The following is a 23,377-nucleotide window of genomic DNA, read 5'->3' as shown; positions in this document are numbered from 1 at the left end:
TGCGTCCCTCCTCGGGTCAGCGAGCTCAGAAGGCGGCCTTGCCGCCGACCGGGACCTCGTCGGTGTAGTGGGACTCGCCGACCAGCAGCGGCTGGAGCCTGGCGACCAGTGCCTGCGCCTGCTCGGAGGCGAAGAACCTGCTGTGGGCCTGCTCGCTGGTCCACCCCTCGGTCACGTGGACGACGTCGGGGTTGCTGGCCGAGCGGCCGACCAGGAAGACGACGCAGTCCGGCTGCGGCAGGGACGGCGCATCGAGCAGAAGCTCGACCAGTTCGTCGCCCCTGCCCGGTCGGGCGGTCATGGTGGCGTGGAACCCGTGGTTGACGGCCATCGACGGCGTTCTCCTCGGTCATGGCGCTGTTGGAGCGCTATTGGGATATCGACAATCCCATGGAATCAGCTGACCAGGAGAAACGTTAGATTGATGCTCGCATTCTCTTGCCTGATCCTCTTGTGGTAGCGAGGATCGGATCAATCGACGGCGGGCAGCAGCAGGTCGGCGCAGATCGGGAAGTGGTCGCTGGCCCGCCGGGTCTGCTCGGAGTCCACCACGTCGTAACCGAGTACGTCGATCCGGGGGTCCACGAAGAGCGCGTCGATCCGGTCGCGCGGTTGCCGGCACGGGAAGGTGAACCGCCCCTCGCCACCGGCCACCACCGCCACGTCGGTGAGCCCGTCGGCGACGGTACGCCAGGCACCGCCGCCCGAGTTCTCGTTCAGGTCGGCCCCGACCACCACCGGCAGCCGCAGCGCGGTCAACTCCTGCTTGAGGAGTGCGGCCTGACCGGGGCGCTCGGTCGGGTCGGTGGAGAGGTGCGAGCCGGCGACGACGAAGCGGGACCCCCCGACCCCGCATTCGGCGAAGACCGCACCGCGCATGTGCCGGCCCGGCGTCAGCGGAAACTGCCGGCACCAGGTCTGGTAGACCCGGACGCGCAGGCTGGTCAGCAGCAGGTTGCCCAGTGACGGCAGGCCGCCGGCCGCGACCACCAGACCGAGCCGGTCGGCCAGGGCTGCGCATTTGTGCCGCCAGCGGAACCGACGCGGCGCCTCCTGCACGATCACCACGTCAGGCTCCAACGCCCGGACCGCCCCGGCCAGCGCGTCGACGTCGTCCCGCTGGCCGTGCACGTTGTAGGAGAGCACCCGCAGCCGCATCGAATACCCTTCGAGTAAGGAAGGGCCCCCTCTTATCGCTTTCGGTAGAAGAAGGGCCCCTTCTTAACAGCATTCCGTTCCGGCTACCGCCGCCGGGCCAGGTCGGCGGCGCCGACCATGCCGGCCGAGTTGCCCAACTCCGCCGGACGGATCTCGGCCACCGGGATCTTGGCACGTGCGGCCAGGGCGTCCACGAAGGATCGCCGGGTGGGCCCCATCAGCAGGTCACCGGCCTCGACCACCCCACCCCCGACGACCAGCACCTGTGGATCGAGGATCTGCGCCATGTCGGCCAGGCCGATGCCGAGCCAGTGCCCGATCTGGGCGAAGGCGGTGGCCGAGACCGGGTCGCCGGAGCGGGCGGCGGCGGTCACCATCGGCCCGCTGACCGCCTCGACGTCACCGCCGGCCAGATCGAGCAGGATGGTGGCTCGGGCCGGCTCCTGCCGTGCACCGGCACGGGCGAACCTGACCAGGGCGTTGCCGCTCGCGTACTGCTCGATGCAGCCGAGCCGGCCACAGCCGCAGAGGTGACCCTCCGGCACCGAGAGCATGTGCCCGAGTTCGGCGGCGATGCCGTGCGCGCCGCGCAACAGGTCGCCACCGAGCACGATGCCACCACCGACTCCAGTGCCGATGGTGAAGAGCACCATCGAGTCGTCGGCGTCCCGGGCGGCGCCGTACCGGAACTCGGCCCAGGCCGCGACGTTGGCGTCGTTCTCGACGATCACGGGCAGTCCCACGGCATTGCCGACGTAGTCGCGCAGCGGCTCGTCCCGCCAGGCGATGTTCGGGGCGAAGAGCACCGTCGACCGGTCGGCGTCGATCCAGCCGGCAGCGCCGATGCCCACCGCCGCCACCTCGTGCTCGGCCGCCAACTCCTTGACGACCTCGACGATCACGTCCCGGGTCCGCGCGACGTCGTCGGCGGGGGTGTCCCGGCGCAGCTGTGCCCGCACCTCACCCTCGACGTCGACGACCCCGGCGGCCACCTTGGTGCCCCCGACGTCGACTCCGATGGTCAGCGTCACCGAGCCGCTCCCCTCTGCCACACCGCACCCTGCGGTCACTGTCCGCCACTGCCGCCGTACCGTGCCGCCCCGTCCCGCGGCCACCGGGCAGCCTCGTCCCGGCGGTCAGCCGCCCTCGCCGGGTCCGGCCTGCTCACCGGGACCGGTGCCGACCGGTCCCTCCGGGGTCCGCGCTGCGGGTACCGGTGGTCGTCCGGTGGCCGACGGCGCGGCGGGCCGGACCGGCTCCGCCCCGGCCGGGGTCGCCCGGTCCGGACCGGGGGCCGCCCCCGTCTCCCGGGAACCGGCCTCGGCACGGGTGGCGGCCGCCCAGACGTCGTCCGGCTCGTCCGCCGGCCACGAATCATGCCTGGTACGGGTCGCCTCGCGCCACACGGTGTCCCGCTCCGGGCCGGACCCGCTGATAGGGCCGGTGTCGGTGGGCGCCCGGTCGGTCCCCGGCGCGGTCCCGTCCGCCGCTGGTCGGGCCTGACCACCGGCACCCTCCTGCCGGCCGGCACCCTCCTGCCGGCCGGCACCCTCCTGCCGGCCGGCACCGGCACGGCCGCGGCTGGAACTGCTGACCGAGGAGAGGGCGCGCAGCAGGCTCGCCACCCCGGCGGCGAAGTCGCCCGCTCCCGTGGCCAGCCGCTCGGCGAGTTCCGGATCCGGGTCACGCAGCGCGGCGATCGACCGGCAGATCGGGCAGACACAGCACTCGGGATCACCGGTGGCGAACCCGGCGGCGAATCCCGGTCCCGCCGGCTCGGGCCGGCCGGCCTCGGGCGGAACCGTCCCGGCCGGGGCCGCCGTCCCGGCCGGGGCCGCCGTCCCGGCCAGATCGGCCTCGAACGCGGTGTGCCCGGACCGGGCGGTCTCAGACTGGGTGGGCTCGGAGCGGGCAGCCTCGGGCGCCGTTCGTTCGGGTCCGCTCGGCGCGGATCGGCCCGACTCCGACCGGCCCGACCCCGAGCGACCCGACTCCGACCGACCCGACTCCGACCGACCCGACTCCGACCGGCCCGACTCCGACCGGCCCGATGGCGGTACGCCGCCGGCCTGGCTCAGGACGTCGGAGAACACCTGGCCGAGCGGGCCGAACGCGCCGGCACGGTCCCGCGCCTCCGACGCCGCCGAACGGGCCATCGCGAGCGCGGCGGCCACCAGCCGCTCGGCCTCCTCCCGGGCAGAACCCGGATCGGTCGCCCGTCCGGACGAACCGCTGTCTTCCATGATCCGCTCCTCTACGCCGGTCCGGCTCCCTTCATAGTCTCCACGCGCCGCTTGAGCTGCGTCAGCGCGGCATCCATGATCATCTTCTCGGCCTTGCGTCGGAACATCCCCAACATGCCGACCGACAACTCGACCTCCAGGGTGTAGGTCACCGTCGACGTGCCGTCCCCGTTGTCCTCGATGTCGTACGACCCGTTCTGGACCTTCTGCATCCGGGAGGGCTCCACCAGGTGCCACTCGATCCGGGAGATGTCCTCGGCATACTCGTACGCCAGGGTGTACTCGTCGGTCATCACGGAGGCGTCGAGCACGAACCGGACCCTGGCGGGATAGCCGTCCTCGTACTCCTCGACCACCTCTACCCGCTTGACCGCGTCGGTCCACTCCGGGTAGCGCGGAAAATCACAGATCACCGCCGTCACCTGGGCCGGCGGCGCGGCGATGACGATCGACTGGGTGGAGGAATCCGCCATGTCCGGGAGGCTACCCCGCGCCGGGGCGGATCCGGCCCACCATCTCGACCTGTTCGTGCCCGGTCGACCACCTGCTCGGGCGGGCCGGACCGGTCAAAGGTAGGTTGCGGATAGCCCGACCGGCTGACGTCGGCCGGTCGACGCGAGCACGAGATCGAACGAGCACGAGGGAGTGCAGGTGCGCGAGTTCTCGGTCCCCCCGGAGGTCACCGTCGGCGACGCGGCCAACCTCACCGACCCGGTCTGGGACAACGCCGAGGAGGCCCCCGACAGCGTGCAGTTCGTCCGTCGGGCCGTCGACCCCGCCGGACGGCAGGACGGCTGGACAGACGTGACCTGCCGGCAGTTCCGCGACGAGGTGGTCGCGGTGGCCCGGGGGCTGATCGCCGCCGGGATCAACCCGGGCGACCGGGTCGGGCTGATGTGCCGGACCCGGTACGAGTGGACCCTGGTCGACTACGCCATCTGGGCGGCCGGCGGGGTGCCGGTGCCGATCTACGACACCTCCAGCCCGGAGCAGGTCGCCTGGATCCTCTCCGACTCCGGCGCGGTGGCCTGCCTGCTGGAGACCAACGGGCACGCCATGGCGCTGGCGGGGGTGCGGGACCGGCTGCCCGGCCTGGAACATGTCTGGCAGATCGACGTCGGCGGCCTCGACGAACTGGTCTCGCTCGGCGAGCGGGTCGACCCGGCAGAGGTCGACCTGCGGCGCAAGGCGGTCAAGGCGGGCGACATCGCCACCATCATCTACACCAGCGGTACCACCGGCCGCCCGAAGGGCTGTGTGCTGACCCACCGGAACCTGCTCTCCGACATCTGCAACGCCATCCCGGTGCTGCCGAACCTCTTCAACGAGGGCGCGTCGACGCTGCTCTTCCTGCCGCTGGCGCACTCGTTCGCCCGGCTGATCCAGATCGGCACGGTGCGGGCCCGAGCCACCGTGGCACACAGCGCCGACGTGAAGAAGCTGGTCGACGATTTGAAGGAGTTCCGGCCGACCTTCGTGCTCTCGGTCCCCCGGGTCTTCGAGAAGGTCTACACCGGTGCGGTGCAGAAGGCGAACGACGAGGGCAAGGGCAGGATCTTCGCCAGTGCGGAGCAGGTGGCGATCGCGTACAGCCAGGCTCTGGACACGCCGTCCGGGCCTAGCCTGGGGCTGCGGCTGCGGCACCGGGTCTTCGACCGGCTGGTCTACCGCAAGCTACGGGCCGCGCTCGGCGGGCGCTGCCGCAACGCGATCTCCGGCGGAGCACCGCTCGGCGCCCGGCTCGCACACTTCTTCCGGGGCGTCGGGGTGCTGGTCTACGAGGGGTACGGGCTGACCGAGACCTCCCCGGCGGTGGCGGTGAACCTGCCCGGCGCGACCCGGATCGGTACGGTCGGCCGCCCGCTGCCCGGTGTGACGATCCGGATCGCCGACGACGGTGAAATTCTGATCAAGGGGGACGTGGTCTTCCACGGCTACTGGAACAACCCGGAGGCGACCGCCGAGGTGCTCACCCCGGACGGCTGGTTCCGCAGCGGCGACCTCGGCGAGCTCGACAGCGACGGATACCTCTGCATCACCGGGCGGAAGAAGGAGATCATCGTCACGGCGAGCGGCAAGAACGTCGCGCCGGCTGTGCTGGAGGACCGGATCCGGGCGCACCGGCTGGTCAGCCAGTGCATGGCGGTCGGCGACCGCCGCCCCTTCGTCGCCGCGCTGGTCACCATCGACGAGGAGGTGCTGCCGGGCTGGTTGCGCGAGCACGGCCGCCCGGAGAACACCCCGGTCGGGGAGCTCCGGGACGATCCGGAGCTGCGCGCCGAGATCCAGACCGCCGTGGACGAGGCCAACCAGGCGGTGTCCCGGGCCGAGTCGATCAAGCAGTTCCGGATCCTGCCCCGCGACTTCACCGAGGCGACCGGCGAACTGACCCCGTCGATGAAGGTCAAGCGGAGCGTCGTGGAGAAGACATACTCGGCGGAAATCGCCGGGATATACGGCGACTGACTACCATCCGTCAGGTGCCCGCCTCGACCTCCGCCCTCCCCCGCCCCCACCCGCTCGCGGCGGCGGCCAGGGTCGTCATGCTCGCCCTCGTCGCGGTGCTGACCCTGATCGCCACCAGGGAACCGGGGCAGCTCCGCTGGGTCGCCCTGCTCGCCGTCGCCGGTGTCCCGGCGGTGATCGCCCCCGGGCACCGGCTGCTCGCCCCGCTGGGGCGGTTCGCCGAGGTCGCGCTGGTGGGGCTGGCCGCCGGCCAGGTCGCCGCGGCGGCGAACATCGGCACCCCGATGCCGGGTGTGGGCGCCTCGGCCATCCTGCCCTACCTGGCCGTACCGCTCACCGTTGCGGCGTTGCAGCGGCGTACCCGGGAGGGCGTCGCGCTGATCGTGGTCGCCGCCGCCACTCTGGTCTTCAGCGGCCTCTTCACCGGTGACGACGACGGGCCGCAGATCGGCCAGGTCGGATATCTGACGGTGGCGGCCCAGTGGGTGATTCTGGCCGCACTGGGACTCTTCGCGGCGGGCTCGCTGCAACGGATCATCCACGCCCGGGGCGAGAACAAGCCGCCGCCGTACACCGAGGCCACTCGACTGCTGACCCAGTTACGCAGCGTCGCACGACAACTACCAGGAGCCACTCTCGATCCGGGCAGCATCTCGGAGCACCTGATCGAGGAGCTGCGCGGCGTCACCCGGGCGGACCGGGCGGCGGTACTCTCCGCCAGCGGTGGCGGCCGGCTCGTCGTGCTCGCACAGGCCGGGGTGGAACGGGTCGACTGGGAGACGACGCTGGACGCCGACTCGGCGATCGCCGACGCCTGGGCCAGCCAGCAGCCGCAGACGGCGCACCGGTCGCAGGCCCGGTCACATCCCGGTGGGGACGTGTCGGCACTGGTCGTACCGCTGGTCGCCGGAGTCCGGACGGTCGGCCTGGTCACCCTGGAGGCCGACGTCGCCGGCGCCTACCCGCCGCCGGTGGTCGCCCAGGTCACCGCGATCACCGGCCCGGCAGCACTGCGCCTGGAGGCGGCACTGCTCTTCGACGAGGTACGGTCGCTCGCCACCAACGAGGAGCGGCAGCGGCTCGCCCGGGAGATCCACGACGGAGTGGCCCAGGAACTGGTGATGGTCGGCTACGGCATCGACAACGCCCTGGCCAGCCTCCCCGAGGAGGCCAAGGAGACCACCGAGGAGCTGCGTACGCTGCGCGGCGAGGTGACCCGGGTCATCACCGAGCTGCGGCTGAGCCTCTTCGAGCTGCGCAGCGAGGTCGATCGGCACGGCGGGCTCGCCGCCGCCATCGCCGAGTACGCCCGCACCGTCGGCGCCTCCGCCGGGCTGCGGGTGCACTACACCCTCGACGAGTCGACCGCCCGGCTCCCGGCGGCCACCGAGGCCGAGTTGCTGCGCATCGCGCAGGAGGCGATCACCAACGCCCGCAAGCACGCCGGGGCGTCGAACCTCTGGGTGACCTGTGCCGTGGATCCCCCATTCGCCCAGATTGAAGTGTCGGATGATGGTCAGGGCATCGCTGACCAGCGCCCCGATGGCAGGTATGGTCTTGCGATCATGGCGGAGAGGGCGGAACGTATCCGGGGCCGGCTAGAGATCAGTCCGCGACACCCCAGCGGCACGACGGTGGCAGTGGTGCTCGGAAGCTCGCCCCGGCGCGATAACGTGCGCGATAGCGTCACCGCATCAGAAGGGGAGTAACCCGAGCATGACCACCAGCCCCACGCCGACCACTCGGACCAAGGTCCTGCTCGTCGACGATCACGACCTGATCCGCAAGGGCCTGCGGCACGCGTTCGAGCGGGACCGGCAGTTCGAGGTCGTCGGCGAGGCCGCCACCGCTGCCGAGGGGGTGCGGCAGGCCGGCGCACTACAACCCGATGTAGTGATCATGGATCTCCGCCTTCCCGACGGCAGCGGGTTGGAGGCGACCCGGGCGCTGCGCAAGTCCAGCGCCACCATGGGGATCGTGGTGCTCACCATGTATGCGGGCGACGACCAGCTCTTCGGCGCCCTGGAGGCCGGCGCGAGCGCGTTCGTGCCGAAGACCGCGCCCGCCGACGAGGTCGTCGCCGCCGCCCGGCACGCCGCTTCCTCCCCGAGCGCGTTCACCGCCGCCGACCTCGCCGAGGCGATGAAGCGCCGGCTCGCCCCGTCCGGCCCGCAGCTCTCACCCCGGGAGGGTCAGGTGCTGCGCCTGTTGGCCGACGGGATGAGCGTTGCCGGCATCGCCAAGCAGCTCTTCGTCAGCGAGTCGACGGCGAAGACGCACATCTCCAAGCTCTACGAGAAGCTCGGCGCGGCCAACCGGGCCCAGGCCCTGATGACCGCCCTCCGGCTCGGCCTGCTCGAAGCTCCGGACGCCCCGAAGTTCTGACCGTCGACCGGCCTCCCCGCCGGCCGGGACGCCAGCAGACGCCACCGCTGGCGCCCCGGCGCGCGACCGGCGCCACTCGACCCGCCGTGCGAGCGTCGCCACTCGACCCGCCGTGCGACCGGGCACCGGTCGCCACCGTGCGAACGGGCACCGGTAGCCACCGTGCGAGCGCCACGCCGCCGGGCGAGCGGCGCCACTCAACCTGCCGTGCGAGCGGCACCCCGCCGGGCGAGCGGCACCCCGGCCCGGCGTGTGACCAGGACGGTCGGCAGTTGCCGACGACCCGCCGGACAGGCTTCGGTCAGCCCGTCAGGATTTCCGTCATCCGCCCGGCCTGCCGCTCCCAGCGCCACTCCTTCTCCACCCAGGCGCGTCCGGCGACACCCATCCGGCGGGCCAGTTCCGGATCGGCGAGCAGGACGCCGAGCCGGTCCGCGAGCTGCCCGGCGTCACGGCCGTCGACGACGTAGCCGGTCTCGCCCTCCCGGACCGCGTCCGGGGCACCGCCGGAGTTTCCGGCCACCACCGGCAGCCCGGTCGCGGACGCCTCCAGGTAGACGATGCCCAGGCCCTCGACGTCCAGTCCGCCGTTGCGGGTCCGGCACGGCATCGCGTAGACGTCGCCGGCTGCATAATATGCCGGCAGCTCGGCGGTCGGCACCGATCCGGTGAAGACCACGTCGGCCGCGACGCCCACCCGCCGGGCCAGCTTCTCCAGTGCCCTGCGGTACGGCCCACCGCCCACCACCAGCAGGGCGGCTCCCGGCACCCGGCGCCGGACTTCCGGCAGGACCCGGATCAGCGCGTCCTGCCCCTTGCGCGGCACCAGCCGGGAGACGCAGACCACCACCGGCCGGCCGGTCAGGCCGTGCCGGGCACGGACCCCGGAGCCGTCGACGTCCGGGTGGTAGACGTCGATGTCCACCCCCGGGGCGAGCCGGCGCAGCTCGGTGCGGTCCCGCAGCACCCGGGCCAGCCGCACCCGGGTGTATTCCCCCAGGTAGGTGGTGACGTCGATGCCGTCGCCGATCCGGCGCAGCGCCGAGCGGGCGCCCGGCAGCGCCGCCCAGCCGACCTCGTGACCGTGGGTCTGGGCCACCGCCCGGCGAATCCCTGCCCGGCGGCGCAGCCCGGCGGCGAGCAGCCCCAGCGGGGCGGCCGCGCCGAACCAGACGGTGTCGCAGTCGTAGGCCCGGGCCAGCTCCGCTGCCCGACGCGCCACCCGCCGGGTCGGCAGCAGCAGCTCGGTCGACTCCCGGACCACCTCGAACGGCTGGTCGGCGTCGAACTTGTCGGCGCCACGCCAGGTGGAGGCGTACACGACTATCGATCCGGTCGGCTGCCGGACCGCGAGGGCGTGCACGAACGACTGGATGCCGCCAGGACGCGGTGGGAAGTCGTTGGTGACGAGCAGGGTCCTGGTCAACCGCCAGCTCCTCGGGCGTACGCGCGGGCCGCGGCCATGCGCTCCACGGTCGATGGGTGACTCGCCCGGTAGAGGTACTCCCACCGGGGCGGGTCGGGATCAGCGAGGTTGACCGCCGACAGCCGGCGCTGCATCGCCTCGAAGGCGGCCGGGTCCCGGGTCAGTGCCAGGGCGTGTGCGTCCGCCCGCGCCTCCACCTGCCGGGAGACCCAGGCCTGGACCGGCGTCGACAGCAGGCCCGCCACGGTGACCAGTGCCAGCAGCAGCGCAAACGCGCGTGGCTCGGCTACCGTGCCGACCCCGGCGGCCCGCAGCAGCCCGCCCGACGAGCCGAGCAGATAGAGCACGACCACGGCAGCGGCGGCGCCGAGGGCACCGGTCAGGGTGCCGGTGAGCACGTCGCGGTCCTTGGCATGTCCCAGCTCGTGTGCGACCACCGCGGCCACCTCGGCGGATGGCGCCTCGCGCAGGAGCGTGTCGTAGACGACGATCCGGCGGGTGGGACCGAACCCGGAGACGTACGCGTTGACCGCCCGGCTCCGCCGCGACGCGTCGGCGACCAGCACGTCCTTCACCGGTACGCCGTCGGCGTCGGCGAGCGCCAGCAGCTCGGTGCGGAGCGGCCCCGGCTCCATCGGGGTGAACCGGTTGAAGATCGGCTCCACCAGCACGGGCAGTATGAACGAGAGGAGCGTGACCAACAGCGCCGCGCCGGCCGCACCGAACGCCCACCACCACCTCGGTGCCAGCCGGGTAACGGTGTAGAAGCCGAGCAGGGCCACCGCGCCGATCACGGCACTGACCGCGTACGACTTGAGCAGGTCGACCGTCCACCCGCCCCAGCCCTGGGTGGAGAGCCCGTAGCGGGCCACCACCGCGTGTCGCCAGGCGGCGAACGGCAGGGTGACCAGGTCGGCGACCAGCACCACGGCCAGGCCGCCGAGCACGGCCTGGGCGATCCAGTGATCTCCGAACGGGCGGCCGACCAGGCCGATGAGCTTCGCGCCGAGCGGCGTGAGGCCGAGCAGCAGCGCGCCGGCCAGCCCGACGGCGAGCGCAGCGTAGCCGCCGGGCCGCAGGGCAGCGGCGAAGGCCCGCCCTCGGGCCACCTGTGCCGGGTCGAGGTCGTCGAGTGCGGCGAGCTGGTCGGCGCGGGGCGCGGGCGGCCGGTGCCACGGCACCAGCAGCGCCGTCGCGGTGACGAGCAGCAACACGAGGGCGACGAGGGTCAGCCCGGCCCAGGCACGTGGCGTCATGCGGTGGCCCGCACCCGCTCTGTCATCCGCTCCGCCCTCCGCGCACCCGATCGCGCCGCCACCGACCCGATCGCGCCGCCAATCCTATGCCCGGATCGTCCGTCGGGCAGTTGGGGCGGGCCCGGCAGCGTCCCGCCCCCCGCGGGCCGTGGCCCCGCCGGATGGTGATCCGTCAGGCGACCCGCCTGCGTCGACGGTTGCCCAGCCGCGTCGGCGCCGAAACCGGGGCGTCCAGGATCTCGACGTCGAAACCGGCCCGGGTGAAGACCTCGATCGCGTGCATCTCGTCGGCCGCCAGGGCGGCCTGCCCGGGTGCCTGGTCCAGCAGCGCGCTGACCAGACACCCGGAACAGGCCGCCGTGCCCCGGCGGCGGGTGCAACTCTCGCAGTCGATGAGCACGTGCCCTCCTCGAGCAGCGGTGACGATGGCTGTCGTGACTCGACCACCGTCCGTTACATCGAACCCTAGGACAGGGGTACGACAAAACCACCGTTGCCCACCATTGCCGCGACAAATGATCAAGCCGGGCGAAGCAGCCGGCGCTGCGTACAGCCGGCGCTGCGTACAGCCGGCGCTGCGTACAGCCGGCGCTGCGTGCAGCCGGTTAAGTGGGGGCCCTTCCTATGCAGAAAGCGATAAGCGGGGGCCCTTCCTTACAGGCTCAGGAGCGGGCGAGGCGGCGGAGCAGGGAGTCCGCGCCGAGCGGGTAGGCGCCGTGCCGGCGTACGCCGTCGGCGACCTCGCGGTCGGAGGAGACCACCACGATCGGCCGGCCCGGCGGCTCGGCCCGGACCAGCCGACGGATCAGGTCGTCGGCGGTCTCCCCCTTGCGGGAGAAGAGCACGCGTACGCCACGGGGTGACGGCGGTAGTCCGTGCATCCGTTCGGCGCCGTCGAAGACGACGGTCACCTCGTCCCCGGTCTGCGCCGCGATGCCGCCCAGACCGGTGATCAGCCGCTTTCGCTGCTGTTCCAGGGACATGTCGCCGAAACCGCGCTTGGTGACGTTGTAGCCGTCGACCATCAGGTGCGCCCGGGGCAGCGCCAGCAACTGGTCCAGCCGGGCCGGATCGTCGGCGTCCAGGGCGCGGGCCGAGTTGGCCGCGGCCGGCTGCTCGGCGAACGCGTCCGCGACATAGTCGGCCGGCAGCCGGTCGGCAGGGTCGAGGGCGAGCTCCCGGCGCAGCCCCACGGCGGCCCGACCGATCGTCTCCAGCAGCAGCCAGAGCCGGGCGTCGTCGACCGAGCGGGCCTCCTTCGCCGTCTGCCGGACCGCACCCGCCGCCGCCTCGGCCTCGGCCAGCCGGGCCCGTATCCGGCGCAGCTCCGCCTCGTGGTCGGCCGCCGCCCGGCCGGCCCGCCCCTTCTCGGTGGCGAGCAGCTCGGCCGCCCGCCGGTGTTGGGCCTGTGCCTCCCGGAGCGTGCGGCCCAGCACCCGGTTCTCCTCACGGAGTTGGCCCAGCTCCTCCCGGAGCCGGGCCACCTCGTCGCGCAGCTTGTCGGCCTCCACCTTCGCCACCGCGCGGTCGTGTTCGGCCCGGGTGGCGCGCTGTTCGGCCTCGCGGACCAGCTCGGCGACGATCGCGCTGTCGACCTCGGCCCGGACCGCCGCACCGGCGTTCTCGACCAGGTCGCGCCAGCCCGCCGGCCGGGTCAGGTAGGCGAGCGCGGCGACCTCGACCGGATCGGCGGCGGCCGGGCTGCCACCGGAGACCACCACGGAACCGAGTTCGCCGACCTCGGCGAGCACCCGGCTGGCCACCCGCTGCCGGAAGAGCGGGTCGGCGGCGAGCTGGGTGGCGATCGGCCCGCCGCCGAGCCGGGCCCGGCGGTTCGGCGCGAACTTGGCGACCCGGCGCAGCGGCGGCGGCACCTCCTCGACGGGCAGCGTCGGCAGCGCCGTCGCCGCCAGGCTGATGATCCGGGTCCTGACCGGCTCCGGCAACGTCGGTTCCGGCTCCCGATCGTCCGGCTCCCGATCGGCCGGCTCTCCATCGGCCGAATCCCGATCGGCCGGCTCCGGCGTGTGGTCGGCGGCGACGGCCGCGGCCGGGTCGCCGGCATCGCTGGCAGGCTCGGGGCCGCCGACGCGTCCGGGGTCGCCGGCACGCTCGGGACGTGCGGGCTCCGCCGCCTCTTCGCGGAGGCGGTCGTCGGACGGTTCGGCGCGGGCCATGTCGCCAGTCTCCCACCGACACCCTCCCAATTGCCGAACGGCTCAGATGATCTCGCCCCGACGGCCCCCGGTAACGACTGGTACGGATGATGCGGAAGTGTCGTACGTGCCGCCTAGCCTGCCCGCCGTGGTCCCACCTCAATATGTTCAGGGCACGCTGGACGGCCTGCCGGGCGGCGTTCCCGGCGCGGACGGCTGGCCCGACGAGGCGACGTCGCTGCGCCGGACCACCTTCGTGGTGCTCGACCTGGAGACCACCGGAGGAGCCCCGGACGGCGGTGGGATCACCGAGATCGGCGCGGTCAAGGTGTGTGGCGGCGAGGAGCTGGGCGTGCTGGGCACCCTGGTCAACCCGGGCGAGCCGATCCCGCCGTTCATCACGGTGCTGACCGGGATCACCCAGGCGATGCTGCTGCCGGCGCCGCCGATCGAGGAGGTGCTGCCCAGCGTGCTGGAGTTCCTCCGGGGTGCGGTGCTGGTCGCGCACAACGCCCCCTACGACGTGGGTTTCCTCAAGGCGGCCTGCGCCCGGCACGGTTACACCTGGCCGAACCCCCGGGTGCTGGACACCGCGGCGCTGGCCCGCCGGGTGCTCACCCGCGACGAGGTGCCCAACCGCAAGCTCGGCACGCTGGCAGCCTATTTCCGCACCCCGCACCAGCCGACCCACCGGGCGCTCGCCGACGCGCGCGCCACGGTGGACGTGCTGCACGGGCTGATCGCCCGCCTCGGCGGGCACCGGGTGGAGACCCTCGGCGACGCGATCGAGTTCGCCAGGGCGGTCACCCCGACCCAGCGCCGCAAGCGGCACCTGGCCGACGGGTTGCCGAAGGTGCCGGGTGTCTACATCTTCCGGGCCGCCGACGACCGGCCGCTCTACGTCGGCACCTCCGGCGACATCGCCGCCCGGGTCCGCAGCTACTTCACCGCCTCGGAGAAGCGGGCCAGGATATCGGAGATGCTGGCCGCCGCCGAGCGGGTCGAGGCGGTCGAGTGCGCCCATCCGCTGGAGGCCGAGGTGCGCGAGCTGCGGCTGATCGCGGCGCACGCGCCGCCGTACAACCGCCGGTCGAAGTATCCGGAGCGGGCGGTCTGGCTCAAGCTGACCTCGGAGCCGTACCCGCGACTGTCGCTGGTCCGGTCGCTCGGGCCGGAGGACGAGGCCTATCTCGGTCCGTTCAGCTCCCGCCGCTCGGCCGAACTCGCCGCGGCCGGGGTGCACGACGCGGTGCCGCTGCGCCAGTGCACACCCCGGCTCTCGGTGCGGACGACCAGCCCGGCGTGCGCCCTGGCCGAGCTGGACCGCTGCCCGGCACCCTGCGAGCACCGGATCTCCACCGGGGAATACGCGGCCCGGGCGGTCGAGCCGGTCCGATCCGCCCTGGCCGACGACCCGCAGGTGCTGGTCGAGGCGCTGCTGTCCCGGATCGGCGTGCTGGCCGACGCGCGCCGCTACGAGGAGGCGGCGGTGGTGCGGAGCCGGCTGGTCGCGGTGCTCCGGGCCACCGTCCGGATGCAACGCCTGGTCGGGCTGACCCGGATCGGCGAGCTGGCCGCCGCCCGCCGGGCCGCCGACGGCGGTTGGGAGATCGCGGTGATCCGGCACGGCCGGCTGGCCGGGGCCGGCACCGCCGCACCGGGCGTGCCGCCCCGGAGAGTCCTCGAGCTGGTCCGGGCGACCGCCGAGACGGTGTCCCCGGGGCACGGGCCGGTCCCCAGCGCCTCCGCCGAGGAGTCCGAACGCATCCTGTCCTGGTTGGAACGACCCGACACGCGGTTGGTGGAGACATCCACCGGTTGGGCCTCTCCAGCCAGGGGTGCGGCCCGGTTCCGTGACCTGCTGGCGCGGGCCGAGGCGGCGTCGACGCGCCAAGTACCGACCGAACGCACATGAGCAAGTAACCGATCGGACGACCTTCACTCCTTTAGGCTGTTAGAGAAGTGCAGTCCTGCCCGATTTCGGGGCTTGCGTTCGCGCCGCCATGCCGGCGCGCCGTCGGCGCCGGCTCGCGGCGGTGAGTGAGGAGGTGGCTCCGCGTGGACCTCGACGCCGGTCACGGCGCCGCCCTCGGGAGCGCCCGCCCGACGGAAATCACGCTGAGCAGGCGGCTGCGCTCGTTACTGTCCTGGCAGTCGGGTGAGGACGATCCGGTGACCGACCTGGTCCGGGCCCACCGCACTGTGCACCCCAACGCCGACGTCGCGGTGCTGCGCCGCAGCTACGCCATTGCCGAGAGCATGCACCGGGGACAGTTCCGCAAGAGCGGCGACCCCTACATCACCCATCCGCTGGCGGTGGCGCAGATCTGCGCCGAGCTGGGCATGGACACCGTGACCCTGGTGGCCGCGCTGCTGCACGACACGGTCGAGGACACCCGCTACACCCTGCAGGCGCTCACCGGTGACTTCGGACGCGAGGTCGCGCACCTCGTCGACGGGGTGACCAAGTTCGACAAGGCGTTCTACGGCAAGGCCGCCGAGGCCGAGACGATCCGCAAGATGATCGTCGCGGCCGGCAAGGACGTCCGGGTGCTGATCATCAAGCTCGCGGACCGGCTGCACAACATGCGTACCCTCGACGCCCGCTCGCTCGCCTCCCGGGCCCGGATCGCCCGGGCCACCCAGGAGGTGCTGGTCCCGCTCTGCGACCGGCTCGGCATCCAGGCGCTCAAGCGTGACCTGGACGACGTGGTGCTGCGCCACCTCGAACCGGAGGCGTACGCCCGGATAGACGAGTACGTCACGAACCGGCCGGCCTGGGCCGACTACCTCGAGAACGTGATGGGCCAGGCCAAGGTGGTGCTCCGGCGCGACAAGATCGTCTCTACCGTCCGGCGCCGGGACCGGCACTACTACTCGATCTGGAAGGACACCGTCGCCCGGGACCATGCCGTCCCGTTCGACCTGCCCCGGATCGTGATCGTGGTGGAGGGTCCGGACACCGACTGCTATGCCGCGCTCGGCACGATCCACGCGCTGTGGCGACCGGTCGCCGGGCGGTTCAAGGACTACATCGCCGCCCCGAAGAACAACCTCTACCGGTCACTGCACACCACCGTGATCGGGCCGGGCGAGCGTACCGTCGAGGTGTTGATCCGGACCAAGGCGATGGACCGCTCCGCCGAGTACGGCATCGCCGCAGGCTTCCGCTATCCCACGCCGGGCGCCGACGCCGTGCACAGCGCCGAACAGCTCGACTGGTTGCAGCGGGTGCTCAACTGGGAGCGGGACACCGCCGACCCGGCGCAGTTCCTCCAGTCGCTCCGGTGCGACCTCGCCGAGACCCAGATCCAGGTCTTCGCCGAGGGCCGGCAGGTGGTCCTTCCCGCCGGCTCCACCCCGGTCGACCTGGCATACGAGCTGGGTCCGCACCGGGGCGACCACTGCCTCGCCGCCACAATCAACGGCCGGCTGGCGCCGCTCTCCTCCGAGCTGGAGGAGGGTGACGTGGTCGAGATCTTCGGCGAGACCGACGCGCAGAGCGAGTTCGACCTGACGGTCGCGCAACCGGGGCCGCGTCGGGAGTGGCTCCGCTTCGTCAAGTCGCCGCACGCGCAGATGCAGATCAACCGCTATTTCGCCGAGCACCAGGAGCCGGCGATCTCGATCTCCGACAAGGTCCGGCTCGGCCGGGCCACGATCGGGCTGGCGCTGCGCAAGCACAACCGCGGGCTCGCCAACGACCTGCCGCTGCGCCGGCTCGCCGAGGCACAGGGCTACCCCGACCTGGAAACCCTGCTTGTCGCCGTGGTCGACCGGACGATCGAGCCGGACACGGTGGTCCAGCAGTTGATCGCGTTGGTGGATCACCAGGAGGAGTGACCGGCCATGCCCCGGGTCACCCGCCGGGTCAGCACGCCCTCTAGCCTGGCTCGGTGACCTCCCGCCGCTCGCCGGCCCGCGCCGTCGGCTACAAGATCTTCTACCGCCTACCCATCGGGCTGCGCCGCCAGCTGGTCCGGCTGGCGGTGCCGAAGTACATCGTCGGCGCGGTCACCCTGGTCCACGACGCCGAGGCGACGGCGCCGGGCCGGATCCTGCTGCTGCGCCAGCCGCCCGGTCGCGGATGGACACTGCCGGCCGGGCTGCTCCAGCGCCGCGAGTCCCCGCTGGTCGGCGCGGCCCGGGAACTGCACGAGGAGACCGGGATCGAGCTGCCGTTGACGGAGTTCCGACCGGCGGTGCCGAACGCCGTCGTACACCTGCGGGGCTGGGTCGACATGGTCTTCGAGGTACGGATCCCGGCCTCCCGCACCGAACTGGTGGTCGACGGCGCCGAGGTCTACGAAGCCGCCTGGCACCGGCTCGACGAACTGCCTCGGCTGACCACCGCCACCGCCCGGCTGCTCGGCCACTACCGGATCGGCCCCCTCGCCGAGACGGGTCCGGCCGACGGTCCCCCGCCGTCGTGAGCGGGGCCGCCACCGCCGCGACTCCGGAGCGGGGTCCGGGCGGGGTCGAGGTCTGTGCCGTGGTACTGGCCGCCGGGGAAGGTCGCCGGCTGCGCCCGCTCACCGAGCACCTACCGAAGGCGCTCTGTCCGGTGGGGAACGTGCCGCTGCTGGACCGGGCCCTGGCCCGGGTCTCGACGCTCGGCTTCGCCACCCCGGCGACGGTGGCGGTGAACGCCTGCTACCTCGGCGACCAGGTGGTCCAGCACGTTGCCGGCCGGGCCCGGCTCTCGGTCGAGCCCGGCAGCCCGCTCGGCACCTCCGGTGGGGTGGCGAACCTGCGGGACTGGATCGACGGGCGGGGCGTACTCGTCGGAAACGCCGACGCCTATCTCGCCGCGCCCGGCACGCCGCCCGGCCCGGACATCGCCGCGCTACTCGACGGCTGGGACGGCACGACCGTACGGCTGCTTGGCCAGCCGGTGCACGGGCCGGCCCGCCCCGGCGACTTCGGCCGGCACCGCTTCGCCGGCTTCTCGCTGCTGCCCTGGGCCCGGGTGCGCGACCTGCCGACCGAGCCGGCGGAGCTGGTCCGCACCGTGTGGCGCCCGGCCGAGGCTGCCGGCGCGCTGGAGGTGGTCGGGTTCTCCGGCAGGTATCTCGACACCGGCACCCCCGCCGACTACCTGGCGGCGAACCTGCACGCCGCTTGCGGTGGCAGCCTGGTCGACCCGACCGCCGAGGTGACCGGCGCACACCGGATGGCGGTGATCGGCGCCGGTGCCGTGGTCCGGGGCACCCTGGACCGCTGCGTGATCTGGCCCGGCGGCCGGGTACGCCCCGACGAGCACCTGACCGACGCGATCCGGGTCGGCGACGCCCTGACCGTCTCCGCGCGGCCGTCCTCCGCACCGGTTCGGTGAGCCCGGTCGCCGGTCGGGTCTCCGACCGGACCCGACGGCCGCCGGACCGACAGCCGGCGCGCGGATACCGCCGGCCGCCGCCGGTACCGGATACCTCTAGCATGAGCGGGCAGCCGCAACGCGGCATCCGACCTTCGTCCGGCGCGGGGTGCGCCAGCGAGCACGTCGACGAGAGGAGTCTTCGGTGATCACCGCGATCGTCCTGATCGACTGCGCCACCGACTCGATCCCCGAGGTTGCCGAGACGCTGGCCGCGCTGCCCGGCGTCAGCGAGGTCTACTCGGTCGCCGGCCACGTCGACCTGATCGCCGTGGTCCGGGTACGCGAGTTCGACCAGATCGCCGAGGTGATCGCCGGCGGCATCTCGAAGGTGGAGGGCGTGCTCGGCACCGAGTCGCACATCGCCTTCCGGGCGTACTCGCAGCACGACCTCGAGGAGGCGTTCGCGATCGGCCTCGCCGACGCCGACTGAGGCGCCCCCGGTCAGCCGGCGGTCCGGAGGTCTTTCCCCGGCCCGGACACGCCGACGGGTCCCCCGGCGTGGTGGCCGGAGGACCCGTCATGCCGCCTCGCGGCGACCGGTCAGCTGACGGACGGGCTCGGCGTGCCCGTGCCGCCCGGCGACGGAGCACCGGAGCTGACTCCCGGACTCGGCGCCACCGTGGTGCCACCCGGGATCGGTACGCCCATGCTCTGCGCCAGCGCCACCAGCGCGTTGTGGTGCGCCTGGAGCACCGGCGCCGCCTGCTGCGCCACCTGCTTGGCCGACGGGTCCGAGCCCTGCGTCAGCTCGGCCTGCACCAACTGCATCGCCTGGGTGTGCGCGGTCAACTGCGACGTGATCCACTGAGTGTCGAAGTCCGCACCCGAGACGTTCTGCAACTGGTTGATGACCGCCTGCTGCTCGTTGGTCATCTTGTTCGGCAGGTTGAACGACGCCGCCGAGGCGACGTTCTGCACCTTCTGGTCGAGCTGCGTGTGATCCGTCACGAACCGCCCGCCGAGGTTCTTGACCTCCTGGTTCGTCCCCTTCTGCTTGGCCAGGTTGCCCGCCGCGATCTCGAAGAGATTCACCTGGTGTATCGCCTGCAGGAACTGTCTGTCCTGCGCCGAGAGCGAAGCGGACGGCGTGGCCGAGGGCGTCCCCGACGGCTGTGCCGCCGCGGCGGCGGTGTACGCGGCACCGGCCGGTACGAGGCCGAGCAGCGCCATCGAGACGATCACACCCAACCTTTTGACGACCAACATGTTTGTTCCCCCCTCCGGTCGTTGAACTTCGGGGGTACCCGGTTGTCCGGTGGACACGCGGCCTGACGGCAGCCGAGATCGGTCAACTGCGGTGTGCTCCCGCGGCCCGGACGTCCGGCTCCGCCGCCGGGGCGTTAGGCGATCGATCCTCCGGGTACGCCGGAGCCGGCGGTAGTGTCGGCTGCCGCAGGGTCGGCCGCCGCAGGGTCGGCCGCCGCAGGGTCGGCCGCCGCAGGGTCGGCCGCCGCAGGGTCGGCCGCCGCAGGGTCGGCCGCCGCAGGGTCGGCCGCCGGTGCCGGCTACGGCTCGTCGGCCCTGGCGGTCTTGGCGACATCGACCCAGGCGTCGAGGGTGCGGGCGGCGGCGCCCGAGTCGATCGACTCGGCCGCCCTGGCCAGTCCGTCCCGCATGGCCGGCAGCAGCCCGCCGGGGAACCCGCCCTGCGCGGCGAGGGCCGCGGCCGCGTTGACCAGCACCGCGTCCCGGACCGGTCCCGGCTCGCCGGCCAGCAGCAGCCGGGTCACCTCGGCGTTGTACGCGGCGTCGCCGCCGCGCAGGGCACCCGGGGCCGAACGGGCTACTCCGAGGTCGGTCGCGTCGGCGACGCTCTCGGTGACCTGGCCCTGGTGCGCGATCCAGAGCCGGGTCGGCGCGGCAGTGCTGAACTCGTCGAGGCCGTCCTCGCCACGCATCACCAGCACCGAGTCGCCACGCCGGGCGAAGACCTCGGCCACCACCGGAGCCATCCGGGGGTCGAAGCAGCCGACGGCGCCGGAGCGGGGCCGGGCCGGGTTGGTCAGCGGGCCGAGGAAGTTGAAGACCGTCGGCACTCCCATCTCCCGCCGGGGTACCGCGGTGTGCCGCATCCCGGCGTGGAACCGGGCGGCGAAGCAGAAACCGATCCCGACCTCGGTCACGCACCGGGCCACCCCGACCGGCCCGAGGTCGAGCGGGACGCCGAGAAATTCGAGCAGGTCCGCCGCGCCGCACGAGGAGGAGGCGGCCCGGTTGCCGTGCTTGACGACGCGTACGCCGGCCCCGGCCACCACCATCGCGGTCATGGTGGAGATGTTGACGGTGTGCGCCCGATCGCCGCCGGTGCCGACCACGTCGACGGCCTCGGCCCGCAGCGGCTCCGAGAGATCCACCAGGGTGGCCCGGCTCAGCATCGTCTCGACCAGGCCGGCCAGCTCGGCCGCTGTCTCGCCCTTGGCGCGCAGCGCCGTGGCGAACCCGGCGATCTGGACCGGGGTCGCGGACCCCGACATGATCTCGCCCATCGCCCAGGCGGTGTCGGCGGTGGAGAGCTCCTCGGCACGCAGTAGCGCGGCGAGAAGGTTGGGCCAGGTCCGTTCCCCCATGCGGGCCTCCCGGGCGGGCGGGTGGTTGGCGGTGTGCGGTGGTCTGTCGGAACCCCGGAGCCCGGAGCGGAGCCCTAGGAGTGCGCGTTCGCCCCGCGGGCGCGGCCGTGCAGCAGCCCGGCCACGGTCTGGCCGGTGGCCACCGGGTCGAGCGGGTGCACCAGGGTGGCCTCGACCTGTGCGTAGGCCGCGAGCCAGCGGTCGGCGGCGCGGGCGATCACCAGGCAGGCCGGCGGGGCGTCGTCCCGCTCGTCCTTGATCTGCCGGGCGATGGCGAGGCCGCCGGTCGGGGTCGCCTCACCGTCGAGGAGCAGCAGGTCGATCTCGTACTCGTCGATCAACCGGATGCACTCGTCGAAGTCGGCGGCCTCGACGAACTCCACGGAGAGCCCGGCCGCCGGTCGGGTACCGACCGCGAGCCGCATCCGGTCGCGGACCTGCGGGTCGTCGCTGTAGAGCAGGACGGTGTACTGACGATCGCTCATCGCTCGCTGGGCTCCCACCTCGTAGCTGCCCGCCGATCGTACCGGTCGGCTCCGGCGCCCGATCGGCCCGCCCGCCGCCGGGGACGACCACGCCCAGATCCCGGGATGTCGGGTACGCCGGTCGGGGCCACCCGGTCCGGCCGTCACACCGCGCTGCCGGCGGCGCGCTGCCGAGCCTCCTCGCGGTCCAGTTCCCGGTCGACCCGGCGGGCCTCCCGCTCCGACTGCCGGACCCACTGCACCACCAGCACGGCGATCATGGTGACGCTGACGAACTCGCCGCCGGCCCAGAGGATGCCGCCGGCGACCCTCTGGTCGTCCCACGGGTCGGACCAGGCCAGCGCCAACGACGGGTACCAGTCGCCGCCGAAGAGCGTGCTGCTCTGCATGACGGTGAGCCCGAGCACGGTGTGGAACGGCACCGACAGCACCATCAGCAGCCCCCGGGCCGGATAGGGCCAGCGGCCGGGCAGCGGGTCGAGGCCGACCAGCGGCCAGAAGAAGAGGCAGCCGGTGAGGATGAAGTGCGCGTGCACCAGCTCGTGGCCGAAGGGGTTCTCCAGGGTCCACCGGTAGATCCCGGAGAAGTAGAGCACGAACGGGTTCACCACGAAGATCGTGTAGGCGAAGAGCGGAAAGGTCACCACCTTCGCCACCCGGCTGTGCAGCACCGCGAGCAGCCGGCGTCGGGGCGCCCTGCCGAGGGTGCGCAGCGCCAGCGTCACCGGGGCACCCAGGGCGAGGAAGATCGGCGCCACCATCGAGAGCACCATGTGCTGGACCATGTGCACCGAGAGCAGCGTGGTGTCGTACGCGCCCAGCCCGCTGAGCGTCACCGCGGCGATGCCGCCGAGCCCCGGCCCGAGGAAGAGCACCGTGCGCAGCACCGGCCAGGAGTCGCCGCGCACCCGCAGCCGGTGTACGCCGTAGAGGTAGCAGCCGGCGGCGAGCACCAGGACGACGGCGAGCCAGCTGTTCAGCGTGCTCTCGGTGAAGATCGCGGAGACGGTGAACGGCGTCGTCTCGGTGCCCCCGGCGGCCAGGACGGCCGGGGCGGCGGGCACACCGGTGACGGCGCCGGATTCGAGGTGCGGCACGTTTTCAGGCTAGGCCAGCCGAACCGGGCGGGGCGCCGCGACCCCGTCCGACGAGGCAGTTGGGCCACCCCGACGATGGCCGATGCCGCTCAGGGGCAATAATGACCGCGTGACTGCGGCCTCAGCCATTGACAAGAGCCGGATCCACTCGCTGACCCGACCCAACATGGTCAGCGTCGGGACGATCGTGTGGCTCTCGAGTGAACTCATGTTCTTCGCGGCGTTGTTCGCGATGTACTTCTCCATCCGGGCGGCAGCGCCCGAGCTGTGGGAGAAGCACACCGAGGTGCTCAACATCCCGTACGCGACCACGTTCACGGTGATCCTGGTGCTCTCCTCGATCACCTGTCAGATCGGGGTCTTCGCCGCCGAGCGGGGCGACGTGCACGCGCTGCGCCGCTGGTTCACGATCACGTTCCTGATGGGCCTGGTCTTCGTCCTGGGCCAGCTCAACGAGTACCGGGAGCTGGTGCACGAGGGCGTGAAGATCAACGGAGACGGGTACGGGTCGGTCTTCTACCTGACCACCGGCTTCCACGCGCTGCACGTGACCGGCGGCCTCGTCGCCTTCATCATCTTCATGATCCGGACCACCATGGGCCGGTTCACCCCGGCGCAGGCCACTGCGGCGATCGTCGTCTCCTACTACTGGCACTTCGTCGACGTGGTCTGGATCGCGCTGTACGGCATGATCTACTGGCTCCAGTGATCTTGGAGTTGTCACACTCCGCCCCGATGCCCCGTCCCTGAGACAAGGTCGA

The 23,377-nt window shown here is 72.7% G+C and carries 22 protein-coding genes; 9 read left to right on the top strand and 13 right to left on the bottom strand.

The window, feature by feature from the left end; genetic code table 11:
* Positions 1-25: 25 nt before the first annotated feature.
* The 5 genes from ACN28C_RS14500 to ACN28C_RS14480 all read right to left on the bottom strand — a co-directional run bounded on the left by ACN28C_RS14500 (position 26) and on the right by ACN28C_RS14480 (position 3,874).
* Positions 26-331 (bottom strand): putative quinol monooxygenase, encoded by a 306-nt coding sequence (locus ACN28C_RS14500; protein WP_422773982.1) that lies wholly within the window; start codon positions 329-331, stop codon positions 26-28.
* Between the two features lie 140 nt (positions 332-471).
* Positions 472-1,158, bottom strand: coding sequence for an endonuclease/exonuclease/phosphatase family protein (locus ACN28C_RS14495; protein WP_422773981.1), 687 nt, complete (start codon positions 1,156-1,158; stop codon positions 472-474).
* Between the two features lie 83 nt (positions 1,159-1,241).
* Positions 1,242-2,189 (bottom strand): ROK family glucokinase, encoded by a 948-nt coding sequence (locus ACN28C_RS14490; protein ID WP_422773980.1) that lies wholly within the window; start codon positions 2,187-2,189, stop codon positions 1,242-1,244.
* A 105-nt stretch (positions 2,190-2,294) separates the two neighbouring features.
* Positions 2,295-3,401: a hypothetical protein gene (locus ACN28C_RS14485; protein ID WP_422774953.1), complete on the bottom strand. Its 1,107-nt coding sequence runs from the start codon at positions 3,399-3,401 to the stop codon at positions 2,295-2,297.
* Between the two features lie 11 nt (positions 3,402-3,412).
* On the bottom strand, positions 3,413-3,874 hold the full coding sequence (locus tag ACN28C_RS14480; RefSeq protein WP_421494396.1) for an SRPBCC family protein: 462 nt from the start codon (positions 3,872-3,874) through the stop codon (positions 3,413-3,415).
* A gap of 178 nt (positions 3,875-4,052) precedes the next feature.
* Here ACN28C_RS14480 and ACN28C_RS14475 point away from each other — a divergent pair, with 178 nt between their 5' ends.
* Genes ACN28C_RS14475 through ACN28C_RS14465 form a run of 3 tightly spaced genes read left to right on the top strand, consistent with a single transcriptional unit; the run spans position 4,053 to position 8,252 of the window.
* A complete protein-coding gene (locus ACN28C_RS14475; RefSeq protein WP_422773979.1) occupies positions 4,053-5,867 on the top strand; it encodes an AMP-dependent synthetase/ligase in 1,815 nt (604 codons plus the stop codon).
* Between the two features lie 14 nt (positions 5,868-5,881).
* The gene (locus ACN28C_RS14470; RefSeq protein ID WP_422773978.1) at positions 5,882-7,576 is read left to right on the top strand and encodes a GAF domain-containing sensor histidine kinase; all 1,695 of its coding nucleotides are present in this window, start codon (positions 5,882-5,884) and stop codon (positions 7,574-7,576) included.
* Between the two features lie 7 nt (positions 7,577-7,583).
* Positions 7,584-8,252, top strand: coding sequence for a response regulator transcription factor (locus tag ACN28C_RS14465; protein WP_130460771.1), 669 nt, complete (start codon positions 7,584-7,586; stop codon positions 8,250-8,252).
* Between the two features lie 301 nt (positions 8,253-8,553).
* On the opposite strand, the gene ACN28C_RS14460 is transcribed toward ACN28C_RS14465, so the two are convergent.
* The 4 genes from ACN28C_RS14460 to ACN28C_RS14445 form a co-directional block, all read right to left on the bottom strand.
* Positions 8,554-9,678, bottom strand: a complete 1,125-nt coding sequence (locus ACN28C_RS14460; protein ID WP_422773977.1) for a glycosyltransferase family 4 protein — start codon at positions 9,676-9,678, stop codon at positions 8,554-8,556.
* The gene (locus ACN28C_RS14455) at positions 9,675-10,934 is read right to left on the bottom strand and encodes a M48 family metallopeptidase (RefSeq protein WP_422773976.1); all 1,260 of its coding nucleotides are present in this window, start codon (positions 10,932-10,934) and stop codon (positions 9,675-9,677) included. The genes ACN28C_RS14460 and ACN28C_RS14455 overlap by 4 nt, the downstream gene beginning before the upstream one ends.
* A gap of 172 nt (positions 10,935-11,106) precedes the next feature.
* Complete coding sequence (locus ACN28C_RS14450; protein WP_422773975.1) at positions 11,107-11,334, bottom strand: hypothetical protein; 228 nt, start codon at positions 11,332-11,334, stop codon at positions 11,107-11,109.
* 262 nt (positions 11,335-11,596) lie between these two features.
* The gene (locus ACN28C_RS14445) at positions 11,597-13,111 is read right to left on the bottom strand and encodes an NYN domain-containing protein (RefSeq protein ID WP_422773974.1); all 1,515 of its coding nucleotides are present in this window, start codon (positions 13,109-13,111) and stop codon (positions 11,597-11,599) included.
* A gap of 127 nt (positions 13,112-13,238) precedes the next feature.
* On the opposite strand from ACN28C_RS14445, the gene ACN28C_RS14440 reads away from it, so the two are divergent.
* The 5 genes from ACN28C_RS14440 (at position 13,239) to ACN28C_RS14420 (ending at position 18,897) form a co-directional block, all read left to right on the top strand.
* A complete protein-coding gene (locus ACN28C_RS14440; RefSeq protein ID WP_422773973.1) occupies positions 13,239-15,005 on the top strand; it encodes a DEDD exonuclease domain-containing protein in 1,767 nt (588 codons plus the stop codon).
* A 143-nt stretch (positions 15,006-15,148) separates the two neighbouring features.
* Entirely contained in the window at positions 15,149-16,933 is a 1,785-nt protein-coding gene (locus tag ACN28C_RS14435) for a RelA/SpoT family protein (protein ID WP_422773972.1), read from the top strand.
* Between the two features lie 53 nt (positions 16,934-16,986).
* Entirely contained in the window at positions 16,987-17,523 is a 537-nt protein-coding gene (locus tag ACN28C_RS14430; protein WP_422773971.1) for an NUDIX hydrolase, read from the top strand.
* Positions 17,520-18,425: a nucleotidyltransferase family protein gene (locus ACN28C_RS14425; protein WP_422773970.1), complete on the top strand. Its 906-nt coding sequence runs from the start codon at positions 17,520-17,522 to the stop codon at positions 18,423-18,425. Before ACN28C_RS14430 ends, ACN28C_RS14425 begins: the two co-directional genes overlap by 4 nt.
* A 184-nt stretch (positions 18,426-18,609) precedes the next feature.
* Positions 18,610-18,897, top strand: a complete 288-nt coding sequence (locus tag ACN28C_RS14420; protein ID WP_421494407.1) for an Lrp/AsnC family transcriptional regulator — start codon at positions 18,610-18,612, stop codon at positions 18,895-18,897.
* A gap of 110 nt (positions 18,898-19,007) precedes the next feature.
* Here the strand turns inward: ACN28C_RS14420 and ACN28C_RS14415 are convergent, their stop codons facing one another.
* From ACN28C_RS14415 to ACN28C_RS14400, 4 genes are all read right to left on the bottom strand, one after another.
* The gene (locus ACN28C_RS14415; protein WP_422773969.1) at positions 19,008-19,673 is read right to left on the bottom strand and encodes a DUF4142 domain-containing protein; all 666 of its coding nucleotides are present in this window, start codon (positions 19,671-19,673) and stop codon (positions 19,008-19,010) included.
* Positions 19,674-19,972: 299 nt separating this feature from the next.
* Positions 19,973-21,034: an anthranilate phosphoribosyltransferase gene (trpD, locus tag ACN28C_RS14410; RefSeq protein ID WP_422773968.1), complete on the bottom strand. Its 1,062-nt coding sequence runs from the start codon at positions 21,032-21,034 to the stop codon at positions 19,973-19,975.
* Positions 21,035-21,108: 74 nt separating this feature from the next.
* A complete protein-coding gene (locus ACN28C_RS14405; RefSeq protein ID WP_422773967.1) occupies positions 21,109-21,519 on the bottom strand; it encodes a hypothetical protein in 411 nt (136 codons plus the stop codon).
* Positions 21,520-21,662: 143 nt separating this feature from the next.
* A complete protein-coding gene (locus tag ACN28C_RS14400) occupies positions 21,663-22,583 on the bottom strand; it encodes a cytochrome c oxidase assembly protein (protein WP_422774663.1) in 921 nt (306 codons plus the stop codon).
* Between the two features lie 142 nt (positions 22,584-22,725).
* Between ACN28C_RS14400 and ACN28C_RS14395 the strand changes: the two genes are divergently transcribed.
* Positions 22,726-23,325, top strand: a complete 600-nt coding sequence (locus tag ACN28C_RS14395) for a cytochrome c oxidase subunit 3 (protein WP_422773966.1) — start codon at positions 22,726-22,728, stop codon at positions 23,323-23,325.
* Positions 23,326-23,377 lie beyond the last annotated feature (52 nt).

This window comes from Plantactinospora sp. WMMC1484 (genome assembly GCF_049315195.1).
Lineage (GTDB): Bacteria > Actinomycetota > Actinomycetes > Mycobacteriales > Micromonosporaceae > Plantactinospora.
This window is presented reverse-complemented; position numbering and strand designations above follow the sequence as displayed.

What these genes read in the sequence shown, in the direction of transcription:
- ACN28C_RS14445 (WP_422773974.1), bottom strand. Translation starts at nt 13,111, where the DNA reads ATGGCCCGCGCCGAACCGTCCGACGACCGCCTCCGCGAAGAGGCGGCG.
- trpD (WP_422773968.1), bottom strand. Translation starts at nt 21,034, where the DNA reads ATGGGGGAACGGACCTGGCCCAACCTTCTCGCCGCGCTACTGCGTGCC.
- ACN28C_RS14485 (WP_422774953.1), bottom strand. Translation starts at nt 3,401, where the DNA reads ATGGAAGACAGCGGTTCGTCCGGACGGGCGACCGATCCGGGTTCTGCC.
- ACN28C_RS14455 (WP_422773976.1), bottom strand. Translation starts at nt 10,934, where the DNA reads ATGACGCCACGTGCCTGGGCCGGGCTGACCCTCGTCGCCCTCGTGTTG.
- ACN28C_RS14500 (WP_422773982.1), bottom strand. Translation starts at nt 331, where the DNA reads ATGGCCGTCAACCACGGGTTCCACGCCACCATGACCGCCCGACCGGGC.
- ACN28C_RS14495 (WP_422773981.1), bottom strand. Translation starts at nt 1,158, where the DNA reads ATGCGGCTGCGGGTGCTCTCCTACAACGTGCACGGCCAGCGGGACGAC.
- ACN28C_RS14415 (WP_422773969.1), bottom strand. Translation starts at nt 19,673, where the DNA reads ATGTTGGTCGTCAAAAGGTTGGGTGTGATCGTCTCGATGGCGCTGCTC.
- ACN28C_RS14480 (WP_421494396.1), bottom strand. Translation starts at nt 3,874, where the DNA reads ATGGCGGATTCCTCCACCCAGTCGATCGTCATCGCCGCGCCGCCGGCC.
- ACN28C_RS14405 (WP_422773967.1), bottom strand. Translation starts at nt 21,519, where the DNA reads ATGAGCGATCGTCAGTACACCGTCCTGCTCTACAGCGACGACCCGCAG.
- ACN28C_RS14465 (WP_130460771.1), top strand. Translation starts at nt 7,584, where the DNA reads ATGACCACCAGCCCCACGCCGACCACTCGGACCAAGGTCCTGCTCGTC.